Source organism: Streptomyces sp. CNT360 (genome assembly GCF_000424785.1).
Genome location: NZ_AUKO01000001.1, coordinates 431309 through 447140, shown reverse-complemented (window position 1 = coordinate 447140; position 15832 = coordinate 431309). Strand labels below are relative to the sequence as shown.

The following is a 15832-nucleotide window of genomic DNA, read 5'->3' as shown; positions in this document are numbered from 1 at the left end:
CCACGCGAGGCCGCGCCGTCACTCTGTGTCGGCGTCGTCCTTGCCCTTGTCCTTGCCCGTGCCCTTCTCCTTGCCCGTGCTCGCGTCCTTGTCCTCGCTCTTGTCCTCGCTCGTGCTCGCGTCTTCGCCCTTGCCCGCGCTCCCGCTTCCGGCCTCGTCCTCGGTTTCGTCCTCGTCCTTGGCCTCGTCCTCGAACCAGGAGTCGAGAACGGAGTCGAGGGCGTCGGCCCACTCCTTGGCCTGGCGGCGGGAGTCCGCCTCGACCTCCGCGTCGAAGCGCCGGTGGCCGGTCGTGCAGACGCACACGTTCAGGCGGCGGCCGAACCGGGAGGTGCCGATCTCGACGGAGCCGATCTCGGCCCAGTCGAAGCGGGCCTCCGCGTCGTCCAGGCGGAAGACCACGCCGTGGCCGTTCGCGACGACCGAGGACCGGCGGTCCGACGCCTCGAAGGCGGGACCCTCCGGTGGTTCCTCGGAGCGCTCCTTGTCGTCGTCCGCGGCCTCCTCGTCGTCCGTGTCGGCCTCGGCGCTCTCGGCGTCCACGGCCGTCCGGGCGTCCTCGTCGCGGTCGGCGCCGTCCCGGTCGGGTTCCGTATCCGCGTCCGTGTCCGCCGCCGGTTCCGTCGGCCGCTCGTCGACGGTGTCGTCGTCGGTGTCCGGCTTCGCCGACGCGACGGTGTCGAGGCCGGGGATGTAGGTCGGGTCCGTGCCTGCGCTGAGCACGGCGGGCTCGGCTGCATCAGGTCGTTGCTCCACGGGGCCAGTATGGCTACCGCACCTGTGCGGGGCTCAGCCGCCCCTGCCCACCGCGCCGCGCCCGTCTCGGTGACCGGCCGGGAGAGGGTGCGATGCTCATGCCGCGTGGGCCCCGTACACCCCGTAGGAGCGCCGGAAACGCCGCCGAAACGGGAGCCTCCTACGCTGCGGGCCGCCGTACTCGTCGAGACCGCCCCTGCGAGGTCCGCATGCCCACCGCCGATCCCCGCACCGTGCGGGCGGCCACCGCCGACGACCTCGCCGCCGTCGCCGGTGTCTACGCGTACTACGTGACCGAGACCGTGCTCACCTTCGACGAGGTCCCGCCGACCGCCGCGGAGTGGGAGCGGCGCCTGGACGACTGCACGGCGCGGGGACTGCCGTTCCTCGTCGCCGAGGTGGCAGGCGAGGTCGTCGGCTACGCGTACGCGAGCCCCTGGAAGGCGAAGACCGCCTACCGGCACACGGTCGAGAACACCGTCTACCTCTCCCGCGGGCACACGGGGCAGGGGCTGGGCGGCCTGCTGCTGCGCGAGCTGCTGGCCAGCGCCGCGGCGGGCGGGTTCCGCCGGATGATCGCCGTCATCTCCGACACCGGCGCCGCGGGCGGCGGCGCGTCCGTCGCCCTCCACCGGCGGCACGGCTTCACCCCGGCCGGCCGTCTCACGGCCGTCGGCCACAAGCACGGCCGCTGGATCGACACGGTGCTGCTGCAACGGCCACTGGGCGAGTCACCCGGCCCCACTCCGCGCTAGCGCGTCCCTGCCCCCTCAGCAGCCCCTGCCCGCGCCGAACCCTCCCTCACGGGACCCTTCGTGGGCTCTCCCGCACGGCCGGCGGGCCCCTGCGCGAAGGCGGCCGACCCGTGGGCGGGGACGAGGGCGGGGGCGGTGCCGGGCGCGGGCCAGGGCAGGGTGGCGCGAAGGCGGAACTCGCCACCTTCCCAGCCGTGTTCAAGGGTGCCTCCGGCCAGCGCGGTGCGCTCGGCCAGACCGATGAGGCCCTGTCCCGCGCCGGGAACCTCGGCGGGCGGGCCCTCCGGTACGCCGGGGTTGCGGACCTCGACGGTCACACTCCCTCCGGCGGCGCCCCGCACCGTCACCGCGACCGGTGCGTGCGGGCCCGGCCCGTGTTTGCGGGCGTTGGTCAGCCCCTCCTGGACGATGCGGTAGGCGGTGCGGCCCGCCGCCGCCGGCACCTCGGCGGGCCCGCCCGCCACGTCGAGGTCGAGAGTGATGCGGGCACCGGCCCGCCGGGACTCCTCGACGAGTTGCGCCACGTCGCCGAGCACCGGCTGCGGGCGCCCGGTGTGCTCGGGCGCCCGCAGGACGCCGATGATCTCCCGCAGGTCCTGCAGGGCCTGGTGCGCGCTGTCCCGGACGACCCCCGCGGCCCGCCCCAGCTGCGCCGGATCGCCGCCCGGATTGAATTCGAGCGCTCCCGCGTGGACGCTCAGCAGCGAGAGCCGGTGGGCCAGCACGTCGTGCATCTCGCGGGCGACGTCCTCGCGGGCCTCACGCCGTGCGTCTGCCGCCGCCCGGGTGGCCCGTTCGTGGAGCGAGACGAGGAGCTGACGGCGGGAGCGGACGTACAGGCCCCAGCCGACCGCACCGGCCAGCAGCACGAAGTAGGTGACCGCCGAGTTCGTGTCGGGGTCGTCGACCAGGCCCACGCCCGCGAGGAGGAAGGGCACCGGCGCGAAGCCCAGCGCCGCCACGTACCCCGTCACCCGCGGCGGCCGGTGCACCGCCACGGTGAACAGTGCGACGAGGATCGGCCCCGTGACGAAGTGCGAGAACGGCTCCGCGAGCAGCAGCGCCACGGCCAACTGCACCGGCCACCGGCGCCGCCCGAAGAGCGCCGCGCAGGCGAGTCCGCCCCGCAACTGGTCGAGGAACAGCGCCGTCTGCGAGGTGCCCGGATCGATGGCGACGGCGTCGGTGCTGAGCACCAGGAAGCATCCGGCGAACAGGAACGCGCCGATGTCGGCGGCCCAGTCGCGCGCGCTGCGCCTGCCTGTGCGACGGCTCGTTGCGCCGTTCTCCGTGTGAGGCCCCATACCGCGAATCTACGGGCGGGGAGGGGCAGGCGCCCCGCGTCGGCGTCACATCGCGACTTCGGTAGGACTTCGGTGGGACTTCGGTAGGGCGAGGAGACCCGGCTCGTGCGACTCAGGTCGCCGCGACCGACGCCGATGCCCGATCCCCCGCGGTCTTCGCCCCGGTCAGCCTGACGCCATGAAGAAACTTCTCGGCTTCGCCGCGTTCGTCCTCATCGCCCAGGGAGCGGGCGGAATCGCTCACCAGCTCACCGGCTGGTTCGACAAGTGGGCCCTGGTCGACCGGGTCCCTTTCCTGGACGGCTACCAGGTCTACGTCTGCGTGCTGCTGATCGTTCTGGGGATCGCGGTCGGCGTCGCCTCGGACGCGGTCGAGGACGAGTGACCCGCCCCCTGTGCATGCCGCGCCGCCCGTGGTTGTCCCGTGCCCTGCCGGGCATGGGGCGCTCCATGGACTTCGACGTGGAGCACTTTCTCGCCCGGCCGCTGACGGCGCGGGTCGCCACCCGGGGGAAGACCGGCCCGACGGTGCGGCCCACCTGGTTCCTGTGGGAAGAGGGCGCCTTCTGGATCCTGACCGGACCGTGGGCGCGGCTGCCCGCCCTGGTGCGCGCCGATCCGCGGGTGGCCGTGCTGGTGGACGAGTGCGACCTCGCCACCGGAGAGGTACGGCAGGTCATCGCGCGCGGATCGGCCGAGGTGGTGCCGTTCGACGTGGAGCGGGGGCGCCGGAAACTGGGCCGCTACCTGGGTGAGGACGAGGCCCACTGGGACGAGCGGTTCGTCCGCTACCTGCACGGCGATCCGCAGGAGGACGGCACGGTGTGGGTGCGGCTGCGCCCGGACCGGCTGACGGCCCAGGACCTCAGCTACGTGCCCGCTCCGGAGCCCGCCGGCCCCGGCATACCCTGGTGACCCACGGCCCCGTGCCGCGCCGCCGTCCCGACGCGCCCTGCTGCCGGCCCCGACGTCTGCATACCCGACCTGGAGCGACACCGTGTACTTCACCGACCGTGGCATCGAAGAGCTGGAGAAGCGGCGCGGCGAGGAAGAGGTGAGCTTCGCGTGGCTGTCGGAGCAGCTGCGCACCTTCGTCGACCTCAACCCGGACTTCGAAGTGCCGGTGGAGCGGCTGGCGACCTGGCTCGCGCGGTTGGACGACGAGGACGAGGACGAGGACTGAGCGGCTCCACCGCGCGCGTCCCACCCAGGGGGCTTGCGCCTGTCGCGATACACGACATATCGTCTCCCGGAGACGCGATATGTCGTTGTCGTGTGTGCGCGTCCGGGTCGGGAGGCGTGCGGCGCCGCCCGTGTGCGGCCCCCGCCGCGCCACCCGCGGACCGCGCACGCCCGCCGCGCCTGAGCCAGGGAGGCCCGCTGTGCCCGCAACCGACGACCGCTCGTGGCAGATCACCGAGCCGCGGCGCATCGATTTCGACGACCCGGTGACCGAGCTGGACGTGCGCGTGGTGAACGGCGCGGTCAACGTCGTCGGCACCGACGAGGCCACCACCCGCCTGGAGATCAGCACGGTCGAGGGGCCGCCTCTCCTCGTGCGGCGCGAGGGCGGCCGGCTCGTCGTCGCCTACGAGGATCTGCCGCCGTGGCGCGGCTTCCTGGGGTGGCTGGACCGCAAGGGCAAGGGCCGCCGCCGTGAGGTCGAGGTGTCCGTGCGGGTGCCCGCCCTCGTCTCCCTGGAGATCGGCGTGGTGGGGGCCGCCGCGGTCGTCTCCGGCATCCGGGGCCGTACACGGGTGGCGGGTGTCTCCGGAGCCACGACGCTCGTCGGACTGAGCGGGCCGGTGACGGCCGAGACGGTCTCGGGGAACGTCGAGACCCAGCGGCTGGCGGGGCCGCTCCGCTTCTCCACGGTCTCGGGCGACCTCACGTGCGTCGACGGCTGCGGCGGCGAGGTCAAGGCCGACTCGGTCAGCGGCGCGATGGTGCTCGACCTGGCCTCCTCCCGGTCCGGCGGGCCCGCCGACATCCGGCTCAACAGCGTCTCGGGTGAACTGGCCGTCCGGCTGCCCGAGGACGCGGACCTGACGGTCGAGGCCCACACCGCGGGCGGCACCCTCTCCAGCGCCTTCGACGAGCTGACGGCCGACAGGTGGGGGACCCCCAGGGTCACCGGCACGCTGGGCGGCGGCCGCGGCACCCTGCGGGCTGGCACCGTCTCCGGCGGCCTCGCCCTCCTCGGCCGCCCGGCCGTACACCGCGAGGACCCCGGCGCCTTTGCCCGTCCCACTCCCGCGAAGGATCTGTGACATGCCCCCTGTCTTCGCGCACGGCCGACTGCGCCTGTATCTGCTGATGCTCCTTGAGGAGTCCCCCCGCCACGGCTACGAGGTCATCCGGCTGCTGGAAGAGCGCTTCCAAGGGCTGTACGCCCCTTCCGCCGGCACCGTCTACCCGCGGCTGGCCAAGCTGGAGGCCGAGGGGCTCGTCAGCCACACCACCGAGGGCGGCCGCAAGGTGTACGCCATCACCGAGGCGGGCCGCGCCGAGCTGGCCGACCGGCAGGCCGAACTCGCCGAGCTGGAGATCGAGATCCGCGACTCCCTCGCCGCGCTCGCCGCGGACATCCGCGAGGACGTCAGCGGCACCGCCGGCGACCTGCGCCGCGAAGTGCGCGAGCAGGCGCGGTCCGCGCGCGGCCGCGCCAAGAGCGGCCGCGCCAAGAGCGGCCGCGGCCGGGCGGGCACCGCCACCGCCTCCGGCCCGTCCCCCGAGTGGGGGGAGGGCTGGGGCGAGGGCTGGGAGGGCGTCTGGCACGACAAGGAGGCCTGGCGGCACGCCAAGGAGGAGATGCGCCGGGCCAAGGACGAGTGGAAGGAACAGGCCCGCAAGGCCAAGGAGGAGGCCCAGCGGGCCAAGCGGCAGGCCAGGAAGGAGCGCGAGGCCCACACCGAGGCGCTGGCCGAGGTGCAGCGCCTCGCCCGCCAGGTGCAGGACCAGGTGCAGACCCGGGTGCATGCGGGCGACTGGTCCGGCGCCGTGCGCGACGGCATGTCCGAACTGGCCCGCGGAATGGGCTTGTTGGGCCGCCTGGCCGAGCAGGCCCCGCCGAGCACGCCCTGGTCGCCGTACGTGCACCCGCACCCGGCAGGCACGGACCCGGACGCCGAGACGGACGCGCCCCTCGCCGACTCCACCGGCGACCCCGCCCGCGATCTGGAACGCCTCCTCGACCGCTTCCGGGACGACGTGCGCGACGCCGCCCGCGACCACGGCGTGACCGAGGACCAGCTCCGCGAGGTGCGCCGCCACCTGTCCACCGCCACCGCTCACATCGGCGTCCTGCTGCGCACACCGCAGGCCGGGACGGACACCCCCGAGGCCCGGGCCCGACAGGGCGCAGGAGGGACGAAGAGTGCCGGGGGCGAGGAGCAGGCCGAGGGCCAGGAGCGGGCCGAGCGCCCGCAGAACGCGGGAGACGCGGAGGAGCCGGGAGGAGGGCCGCCGCCGGACACCGACGGCTGAGGGCCGGAGCCGCTCAGGCGAGGAACACGCTCGCGTGCGGTGGTGCCGGGTGGTCGAATGGGGCCCGGTCGACGGCGGTTGGCCCGGACGCGGAGGAGGGGCGCTCATGAGGCGGGAGATCCGGGAGATCACGCTGCCCGGCGGTGAGACGGTGCTGGCCCAGGTGCGGGTCGTCGACGAGGAGGACGCCCCGCCGGGTGCGGACGCCTTCCCGTACGACGACGTCGGCACCCGCGACCAGCTCATCGCGCGGGCCCAGCAGCTCAACGAGGTGATCAGCGGCGTCGGGTCCGCCGTGCTCGCAGCGGCCCGGCGGGCCGGTCCGGACGAGGTCAGTGCGACGTTCGGTGTCGAACTGGCCGTCAAGTCCGGCCGGGCCCTGGCCGCCGTCCTCGCCGACGGCGAAGCCAAGGCATCGATCTCCGTCACCCTGACCTGGCGCAAGGCGGAAGCGGTCCACCCCATCGACGGCACCGCGGACGACGCCCGTACCGCCGCAGGCGACGGCGGTTCCGGGGACGGTGCCGGTACCCCGGACGACCCCGGCACCGGGAGCGGTGCCGCCGACGGCCCGCAGCGGTCCGCCCCACCCCTCCCGAGGCCCGGCCATACCCCCAACACCCCTGCTCCGCAGGGTGGCTGAGCCCGGGACGGCACAGGGGCGCCTCTCCCGCCTGTCGGGCCCGGGGACTAGCCTGCTGTCTCAACGACCTCACAGAGGGAAGCGACAGGTGAACGGGGCGTAGAGGGGGGAGCGCTGTGACCGGAGTGCGAGCCGCGCGATGCGGGAGACCACGATTCGGCGTGCTGCTGTGCGCGCCCCGTGCCGCGTGAACGCCCCCGCGGGCCTCGCCGACTCCGTTCGCGCCTCCGTCGTGCGCATCGGGGCACCGCCCGACGGGTACGACGGAAGCAGTGGCGGCACCGGTGGCCGCCGTAGCGACGGAGCGAGCGGGAGCGTCCGGGTCGGCGAGGCCCTCCGGACGTTCTGGGGGAGCGGTTTCTTCGTCGCGCCCGGATGGGTCCTCACCTGCGCCCATGTCGTCGGCAAGGGCGCCGCGAACGTGTGGAGGGGGGAGCGCGCCATCGGCATCACGATCGGCGACGACGTGCAGAGCACGGTGCTCCTCGGCGAGCTCGCGTTCGCGCTGCCGCTGCCCGACGACCCCGACGCACCGCCCTCCCCGTGGCCGCTCCCGGACCTGGCGCTGGTGCGGGTGCCGGGCGCCGAGGACGCGGACTGCCTGTGGCTGAGCGACCGTTCGGTGCTCACCCCGGCCTCCATCGGGCTGTACGGGTGGGCTCCGGGACCGGTGCGGGGCGAGCAGCTGTTCTTCACCGGGATGGGCAGGGCAACCGGCGTCGTCGGCCGCCCGCTGATGCTCAGCGGCGACGAGCTGACCGAGGGCTGTTCCGGCGGCCCGGTCCTGGACCAGCGGCGCGGCGCCGTGCTGGGGATCGGCAAGGGCGCGGGCCGCCGGCCGGGCACCGGACTGGCCACGCCCGTCACCGCACTGCGCAAACTGTGCGACGCGGGCCCGCGCGGAGCCCGGGTGCTGCACGAGGTGCTGGCCGCACACGACCGCCACCACCTGCGGCGCTACCACGGGTTCGGCCACAGCTGGTATCGCCAGCACGCGCGGCTGGGCCCCTCGGGCGGCGAGGCGGCGTACGGGTTCACGGTGGACCGCAGGGCGGAGCTGTACGCGCTGTTCGCCGAGGTGGACCCGCCCGCGGGCGCCGGACAGGTGCTGCAACTTGCCAACGAGGCCCGGAACATGGTGCTGCGTCTGCCCTACACCCTGCGCGACCACGACCCGCGCTCCTGGCGGGAGGGGGCCGGCCTGCTGTACGAACCCCGCGACGGCGGGGCCGAGCAGGAGGAGCCCTCCCCGGACCTCGCGCTGGAGGCGGTGGTGCTGTACGCCGCCAAGGTGGCCGCAGCCCTCACCCGTTCGGGTGCGGCCGCCGCGCCCCGCTCGGCCCGTGCGGTGGCGGAGCTGCGCTCCTGGGTGGAGCGCACGGCGCGCACCCTGCTCAACGACGTGATCCGCTCCCGGATCCCCTCCGTCCTGGACGGGCACCGTCCGGCTTCGGCGGCGCGCGCCAACGTACTGGTCGAGATAGAACCGGACATCTACGGCTCCGGGCGGCACGCCTGGCGGGTGGCGCTGGTGCGCTCGGCCGACAAGGACGAACTGCTGGCCGCGGACGACGGCGAGGACCGCGCGGCCGAGGAGGCGGAGCGCGAGGAGATCACCGTCGAACAGAGCCGTGCGGAGGCACCGCGCTCCCGGCTGGAGGAGTCGGTGCGTGCGGCGCTGTCCCAGGCCCTCGACCAGTGCGACGTGGACGAACACCTGGCGGCGGTGGAGTTCCTGCTGCCCCGCGCCCTGTTCGACGAGCCGGTGGACGCCTGGCGGGCCCGGCCGCACGACCCGGACGACCCGTTCAACCCGCACGCGCTGCCGCTGGGTCAGCGCAGGCTGGTCGTGGTGCGCGACAGGTCCCGCCGGGACCACGGCTTCACCCCGGAGGCCCGCACCCGGGCCGCGGCGGTCCTGGAAGGCCCCATGGAGGCCGTACCGCTGCGGCGGGAGGTCCCCGTCCCGGGACACGACGCGCCGGCACCCGAGGGCGGGCAGGCCACCTACGGGCGGCTGCTGGCGGCGCCGCCCGGGGCGGTGCCGGTGTACTGCGCGGGGACCGGCAGCGGTCCGGGCGCCCGCGCGATGGCGGCCGCCCTCGGCGCCGGCCACACGGTGGCGCTGTGGCGGCACTCCTACAGCGACGAACACGACCACGACGACTGTGCCCGGTTCCAGGAACAGGCCGATGCGCTGCTGCGGCGGGTGCACACCGCACGGCAGTTGCCCCGGCAGATCAGGGCGCTGCGCAACCGCAACGCCGACCTGGCGGAGGAACCATCCCCGGGGAGCAGCGCGTGTGGTGAGTCAACTGGCGCGAACAGTGCGTCAATTGACCACTCGGCGGCCTGGGCACGGCATATCGTCCTGCTCTACGATCCGCCCCACAGGACCGCAGGGGACGAACCGTTGCGCGAACCACCGCTCATGCCCGGGCAGCAGACAGCGTTGAGGAGCACACCGTGAGCGATTGGCGCATCTACCGGGGCGCGGGCGTGCCGCACGAGGGCGTGCGGGAGCTGCCGGAGCCTCCCCCTTGGCGCGACTTCACCGGGGCCGGCACCGGGCCCGACAGCCCGGGCGGGGCGGACGGTGACGAAGCGGAGGGCGCCGACACCGCCCGGCGGCTGGGCGCGCGGCGGCGTCTGGTGGAGAGCCTGCACCCGCGGCCGGAGGAGGTGGAGGCGGTCAACGCGGCGCTGTATCTGCGCCGGCCCCTCCTGGTCACCGGGAACCCGGGCACGGGAAAGTCCACCCTCGCGCACGCCGTCGCCCACGAGCTGGGCCTGGGCCGGGTGCTGCGCTGGCCGGTCGTCAGCCGTACGACACTGCAGGACGGGCTGTACCACTACGACGCCATCGGCCGCCTGCAGGACGTCCAGCTGGACCGGGCGGTGGCCGGGGAGGGCGGCGCTCCGCCCCCGCGTCCCCCGATCGGGTCGTATCTGCGGCTCGGCCCGCTCGGTACGGCGCTGCTGCCCGCGAAGCCCGCCGCTCCCAACGGGCTCCCGCTGCCGCGGGTGCTGCTCGTCGACGAGCTGGACAAGAGCGACATAGACCTGCCCAGCGACCTGCTGAACGTGCTGGAGGACGGCGAGTTCACCATCCCGGAGCTGGAGCGCATCGCCGACCGCGAGCCGGTCACCGAGGTGCTCACCGCGGACGGCGACAAGGTCCCCATCGAGGGCGGCCGGGTACGGTGCACGGCGTTCCCGTTCATCGTGCTCACCTCCAACGGGGAGCGCGACTTCCCCGCCGCGCTGCTGCGCCGCTGCATCCAGCTCGACCTCAAGCCGCCGGGCGACAAGCAGCTCGCCGCGATGGTCTCCGCGCACCTGGGGGAGGAGGCGCTGGAGGAGGGCGCCGAACTGGTCCAGCGGTTCCTGCGCCGCGAACCGGGGCAGGTCATCGCCACCGACCAGCTTCTCAACGCCCTGTTCCTGACACAGCGCACCTCCGGCGTGGAGCGGGTCACCCGCGACCGGCTCGCCGAGATGCTGCTGCGCCCCCTCGACCGCCCGAGGTGAGGTGTCCATGAGCCCGGCGCCGTCCGAGCCGCCGCGGCCCGAGGGCCGTCGGCGCAGCTCGGCGACCCCGTCGCCCGCCCCCTCCGCCGCGCGGGGAGAGGCCGCGCAGGGGGTGACGGAGCTGGTGGCGCGGCTGCGGTCCGCCGGCTGGGAACCCTCCTCCGAGCAGGTGGCCGAGGCCCTGTGGCTGGCCCGGTTCACCGGTCGGGAGGCAGAGGACCCGGTGCGCGCCGAGCCCACCGGCCGGCTCACCCCGCCCGACGGGCTGCCCGGGCCGGAGCCCCTCCCGCCGCTGACGGACGCCGACGCGGAGGAGCGCCCGGAACCCGCGTCGACGGCCGCCACGGAACGCACCGCGCCCGTCTCCCTGTTCGCACCGCGCCGGCACGGTGGCGCGCCCCCCGCCGGATTCCCGGTCCGCGCGCCGGTGGCCGGCGCGCTCTCGGGACTGCTGGAGCTCCAGCGGGCACTGCGCCCGCTGCACCGCTACCGCCCGCCGCTGCCCCCGGCCACCGGGGCGCTGGACGAGGCGGCCACCGCCGACCTGAGCGCCCGCTCCGCGACCGTGCTGCCCGTCTTCGGTACCGCGGCGCGCCGCTACAGCGAGATCCAGCTCATCATGGACGCCTCCCCCACCGCGTCCGTGTGGCAGCCGACGCTGGAGCGGCTGCGCCAGACGTTCGAACAGCTCGGGGCGTTCCGGGACGTGCAGGTGCGCTACCTGCACCGCGCCCGGGACGGTGCCCCCCTCATCGGTACCGGCCCGGCCGACGGCACCACCCGGCTGCGCCCCGCCGACCAGTACCGCGACACCACCGGCCGCCGGCTGACCCTGGTGGTCAGCGACTGCGTGGGAGCGCTGTGGCAGGACGGCCGCGCCCAGCAGCTGTTGCACCGCTGGTCGGGCCGCTCTCCGCTGGCCGTCGTCCAGCCGCTGCCGCCCCGGCTGTGGCCGCGCACCGCGCTGCCCGCCGTGCCCGGCACCCTGCTGCGCGAACGGGGCTCGGGCGGGCGCGTCACCTTCGAACCGGAGACCTACGGCCCGTTGCCGCCCGCGGACGCGGTGGCGGTGCCCGTGCTCCTGCCCACCCCCGACGCGCTGGGCAACTGGGCGCGGCTGCTGGGCACCGACGGCGAGCGCGCCGTGCCGGGGGCCGCGGCCTGGGTGCTGCCCCGGCACCCGGCGATGCCGCCGCCCCGTACGGCCCCGGGCAGCGTTCCGCCGCGCACGTTGATGCGGGAGTTCCGCAACACCGCGTCGCCGGGTGCGCTGGACCTGGCCCAGCACCTGTCGGTGGTGCCGCTGGTGCTGCCGGTCATCCACCTGGTCCAGGAGGCGATGCTGCCCGACACCGGGCCGATGGAGCTGGCCGAGGTGCTGCTGTCCGGGTTGCTGACCCGGCTGCCGGACGCAGAGGGCGGGAACGGGGAGGGTGACCCGACGGCGTCGTACGGCCCGCGGTACGTGTTCGCGCCCGGCGTGCGCGAGCTGCTGCTCCAGTCGCTGGACCGCAGCGCCGCCGTACTCACCCTCAAGCACCTGTCCGAGTACGTGACGCACCGGTTCGGCAAGGGCACCCGCAACTTCGCCGCCATGGCCGTCGCCCAGCTCACCGGGCAGGACGACGCGGGCCCTCCCGTCGCCGCCCCGGCGCCCCTGGAGGGCGAGGAGGACGACGACCTGTTCGCCACCATCTCGGCCGAGGTCGTCCGCTTCTACCTGCCCGAACGGACCGCGGACGACCAGGTGGCCGAGACCGAGCGGCTGCTGGCCCAGTGGTACGCGCAGCGCGACATCCAACTGCTGCACCGGGCGCGCTCGGTGGGGGAGGCCGCCCGCGCCGCCGACCGGGACAGCCCCCGCGCGCGGCTGGCTCTCGGCCGCGTCCTGCACGCCCTGGCCGGTACAACCGCCGTACGGCGCAGCCCGCAGGGCGCCGAGCCGGTGCTGCGGGACGCCGCCGAACTGCTGACGGACAGCAGGCCGGCCACGCTGCTGGAGCGGGCCGGTGTCGAGCACGACCTGTGGCAGACGCGCGGCGGGGTGCGCCACCTGCTGCGTGCCGAGCGGCTGCTGCGCTCACTGGCGGACCACCTCACGGGGGACACGGCGGACCCGGCACTGCCACCGGACGCCGAGCTGAGCCGTAAACTCCGGCTGGGCCGGGTGCTGCTGGCGCTGGCCCAGGCCGCACCCGAACACCGCCACAGGGCGGCCCTTGAGGCCGTCAGTGAACTCCGCGAAGCGAGCGACATGCTGGCAGACCGCGCGCCCGGGTCCTCCGATCCCTCCAGCGCCCCCACCCACCCTGCGGACCCCGCCGACCCCGACACCCCCACCGGGCCCCGGTCGCCCCACGACCCCCGCCGTTCCCAGGGCTCCTCCGGCCCCCTGGCGTCCTCCCGCCCCGGGCCCGCCACTGCCTCCACCGACTCCACCGACTCCGCGGCCGACGACCGCCCCGGACCGCCCCGGCAGGCACCGGACCCGGCGACGGAAGCAGCAGGCCGTGTCCCGTCCGCGGCGTCGGCACCGTCCGCAGCCGGCCGGGCGGCGTCCGGGGCCGCGCCCGCCGTACCGAAGGCCGAACAGCAGGCGTCGGCCGGTGCCCGGCAGGGCGCTGCGGGCGGCCCTCGTGCCACCGCCACGCGCGCCCGCGACGAGGCCGCGGCCCAGCGCTGCGGCGCCCTGCTCGACCTCGTCTCCGCGCTGCGGCTGAGCGGCGCCCCGCCCCGCGAACGCCTCGACGTGCTGGCGCAGGCCGGCTCCGTGGCGGGGGAGCGGACCGGGCTGAAGCTGCGCTGCGCCAGGGAACGCGCCCGGGTGCTGCGCGAGACCCACGACTGGGAGGCGGCCGCGGAGGCCTACACCGAGGCGGAGAAGCTCACCTCCCGCGACAGTCTCCAGCGCGGCGAACTGCTCACCGAGTGGGGCGAGATGCTGCTGAGCGACGCGGGTGACCTCGCGCGCGCCGAGGGCATCCTGCGCGAGGCGCTCACCCGCGCCCCCACCGGCAGCGCCGTCGTCGCCCGCGCGGCGCTGTTCCTGGGCCGCGTCCTGCTGGTGCGCTACGACCGCGAAGGCTTCCGGCCCGACCTGTACGAGGGCTGCCATCTGCTGGAACAGGCGGCCCGGCAGGCAGCCGACGCCGAGAGCAGGGCGCAGGCCTGGCTGCGGCTGGGCCGGGCGCGTGCCCTCTTCCCGGCGGGCTCCCCGCAGTCCCAGCAGGCGGGTGCGGAGCTGACCAGCGCGCTGGAGGAGGTGGCGGGCGCCCACGAACGCGGCTCCCTCACCGTGGCCAGGGCGCTGCACGCGCGCGGCGACTTCCACCGTTCGCAGGGCCGCCGCACCGACGCGCTGGGCGACTACCGTGCGGCGGCCGCCGAGTGGCAGTTGCTGGCCAACCACCTGGCCGACGTCCCCTGGGACGAGGTGCGCGACACCAGGGACCGGGTCGCGGAACTGGAGCCGTGAGGGGAGGCGCGGCGCCGAGCGGAGGGCCGGGAGCGGCCGGATGCGGACACCGCGTACGGGGACCGTGTTTCCGGATACCTGCCCCGGGAAAGAGAAATCATCCGTGGTGACCGCCCCTTGGGGTGGTGTTCAAGGGGAGGAGAAGAGCGTGCCGAAGCGGACCGATGGCGCGTCCCGCGGCCCGGGCCGTCAGACCGAAGCGGCACCGCCGCCCCTGCCCGATCTGACGGGCGTGTCCTTGCGCACCCTTCGGACCAGCGACGATCCCACCGTGGCGGCCGCGGTGGAGAACGCGCTGCGCGCTCCCGGAGAGCTGGCACGGGTGTGGCGGTCGGACGGGACGCAGGGCGGAAACGTTCTCCCGGTGGCCGGTGCCCGCCCTCCCGCGCCCGGTGGCGTCCCGGCGCACGGCGCCCGGACGTCCGGTGAACAGGTCGTGTTCCGGTCAACATGCGGCCCCCGCGGCGCTACCGGTGGGGCGGGCGGCCCGGGCGGGGACAGCACGGGCCGCCATGCGCCCCTTTGACATACCGGGGACACGACTGCGGAGCCTGGGGGAGACCAGACCGGAACCGGGCGGGGCGGCCGCGCTGACCGACTGGCTGCACAGCACGCGCCTCGTCCTGCTCAAGACCTTGCTGACCCGTGCCGACCGCAGCCACCTGCCCGCCGGACGCGCCCACGCCCTGCACGGCCACTGGGCCCTGCTGGAGGACGCCGAGCACCACGACCCCGGTGCGGTGCGCGGCGCGCTCGGCTACCCGGCCGTCGGCAACTGGCTGGCGTACGCCCTCGACGCCGCCCCCGGACGCGGCTTCGCCCGGGCGCTGGCCGGTCTGGGCCCCCTCGCCGCCACCGTCGCCACGGCCGCAGGCCGCGACCTCGACCTCGACCTGGCGACGCTCGGCGGGCGCCTCACCCTGCCCGGACTCGGCGCGTGTGCGACCACGGCACCCCGGGTGCGGCTGACGGCGGCCGGCGACCGGCTCGTCGTCACACCACAGGGCGCGGAACCGGTCGTCCTCTCCCGCGCCGCCGTGCTGGACCGTGCCCGGCAGTCCGCGGCGGTGAACTGGCGCCCGCTGCACACGCTGCCGGGCGGGCGGGCCGTCCTCGACGACCAGGACCCGCATCTGTTCCACCGGGCCGACCGCGAGAGGCTCGCCGGGCTGCGTCCCGCCACCCTCACCGAGCCGGGCGAGGCGGCACGGTGGCAGCACCTGTGGCAGCGGGCGCTGCGCCTGCTGCGGGAGGCCGACCCCGAGCGGGCCGCGGAGGTCACGGCACTCGTCCGCGCGGTGGTGCCCGTCCTGTGGAAACCGGACGTGAGCGCCAGCGCCACACAACTGGCCTCCCCCTGGGCGGTCCTGACGACCCGCCCGCGCACCCCCGAGGAGATGGCGGAGGTCCTCGTCCACGAGGTGCAGCACAGCAAGCTCGCCGTGCTGGGCGGCGCCGCTCACCTGCACCACCAGGGCGCGGAGGCGGTCTACCGCATCGGCTGGCGCAGCGACCCCCGCCCGCTGGGCGCCGTCGTGCAGGGCACCTACGCGCATCTGGCGCTCGCCGACCTGTGGGCCCGGCTGGCCCGGCGCGCCACGGCCACCCCCGCCGAACGCGCCGCGGCGCTCCGCCGCTCGGCCCACTACGGGGAGCAGGTCGACTACGCTCTTTTCCTCCTTCTGGGCTCTGGCCAACTGACCGCACAGGGCACAGAGTTCGTGGAGGGGATGCGCCGTCGGCACGTGCGGCTGGGCGCACCCGGCGGCCGGGGCGGCGGAGGCGCCCGGGAGGCCGCCGACACGCTCACAAACGGTCACTTTGGGTAATCTCGCCGTACAGGTCGCCCCCACGGCGACGACGGCTGCTGGACGAGGGAGAA

At 75.3% G+C, this 15832-nt stretch carries 13 protein-coding genes; 11 read left to right on the top strand and 2 right to left on the bottom strand.

Translation table 11 applies throughout. The annotated features are described in order from the left end of the window. Nucleotides 1–18: 18 nt before the first annotated feature. The gene (locus H297_RS33975; RefSeq protein ID WP_064744770.1) at nt 19–756 is read right to left on the bottom strand and encodes an MSCRAMM family adhesin; all 738 of its coding nucleotides are present in this window, start codon (nt 754–756) and stop codon (nt 19–21) included. 209 nt (nt 757–965) lie between these two features. Here H297_RS33975 and H297_RS0101880 point away from each other — a divergent pair, with 209 nt between their 5' ends. Then, nucleotides 966–1511, top strand: a complete 546-nt coding sequence (locus H297_RS0101880) for a GNAT family N-acetyltransferase (protein ID WP_027735660.1) — start codon at nt 966–968, stop codon at nt 1509–1511. Here H297_RS0101880 and H297_RS33970 read toward each other — a convergent pair. Next, nucleotides 1508–2815 carry a histidine kinase gene (locus tag H297_RS33970; protein ID WP_078513663.1) on the bottom strand — a complete coding sequence of 436 codons (1308 nt, stop codon included), beginning with the start codon at nt 2813–2815 and terminating at the stop codon, nt 1508–1510. The two genes, H297_RS0101880 and H297_RS33970, sit on opposite strands and share 4 nt — an antisense overlap. A 178-nt stretch (nt 2816–2993) precedes the next feature. On the opposite strand from H297_RS33970, the gene H297_RS0101870 reads away from it, so the two are divergent. The 10 genes from H297_RS0101870 to H297_RS0101825 all read left to right on the top strand — a co-directional run bounded on the left by H297_RS0101870 (nt 2994) and on the right by H297_RS0101825 (nt 15779). After that, on the top strand, nt 2994–3200 hold the full coding sequence (locus H297_RS0101870) for a hypothetical protein (RefSeq protein ID WP_027735659.1): 207 nt from the start codon (nt 2994–2996) through the stop codon (nt 3198–3200). A 53-nt stretch (nt 3201–3253) separates the two neighbouring features. Further along, nucleotides 3254–3730 (top strand): pyridoxamine 5'-phosphate oxidase family protein, encoded by a 477-nt coding sequence (locus H297_RS0101865; RefSeq protein ID WP_486589370.1) that lies wholly within the window; start codon nt 3254–3256, stop codon nt 3728–3730. 82 nt (nt 3731–3812) lie between these two features. Continuing rightward, nucleotides 3813–3998: a DUF6104 family protein gene (locus tag H297_RS0101860; RefSeq protein ID WP_027735657.1), complete on the top strand. Its 186-nt coding sequence runs from the start codon at nt 3813–3815 to the stop codon at nt 3996–3998. A 199-nt stretch (nt 3999–4197) separates the two neighbouring features. Beyond that, nucleotides 4198–5085, top strand: coding sequence for a hypothetical protein (locus tag H297_RS33965; protein WP_051351411.1), 888 nt, complete (start codon nt 4198–4200; stop codon nt 5083–5085). 1 nt (nt 5086) lies between these two features. Then, complete coding sequence (locus tag H297_RS33960; protein ID WP_078513662.1) at nt 5087–6301, top strand: PadR family transcriptional regulator; 1215 nt, start codon at nt 5087–5089, stop codon at nt 6299–6301. Nucleotides 6302–6407: 106 nt separating this feature from the next. After that, complete coding sequence (locus H297_RS43940; protein ID WP_064744769.1) at nt 6408–6944, top strand: CU044_2847 family protein; 537 nt, start codon at nt 6408–6410, stop codon at nt 6942–6944. 187 nt (nt 6945–7131) lie between these two features. Further along, on the top strand, nt 7132–9414 hold the full coding sequence (locus H297_RS0101840; protein ID WP_027735656.1) for a S1 family peptidase: 2283 nt from the start codon (nt 7132–7134) through the stop codon (nt 9412–9414). Next, complete coding sequence (locus H297_RS0101835; RefSeq protein ID WP_027735655.1) at nt 9411–10475, top strand: AAA family ATPase; 1065 nt, start codon at nt 9411–9413, stop codon at nt 10473–10475. The genes H297_RS0101840 and H297_RS0101835 overlap by 4 nt, the downstream gene beginning before the upstream one ends. Before the next feature lie 7 nt (nt 10476–10482). Beyond that, nucleotides 10483–13950, top strand: coding sequence for an SAV_2336 N-terminal domain-related protein (locus H297_RS0101830; protein WP_027735654.1), 3468 nt, complete (start codon nt 10483–10485; stop codon nt 13948–13950). A 512-nt stretch (nt 13951–14462) separates the two neighbouring features. Next, on the top strand, nt 14463–15779 hold the full coding sequence (locus tag H297_RS0101825) for an aKG-HExxH-type peptide beta-hydroxylase (protein WP_486589369.1): 1317 nt from the start codon (nt 14463–14465) through the stop codon (nt 15777–15779). The last annotated feature ends 53 nt before the right edge of the window (nt 15780–15832 follow it).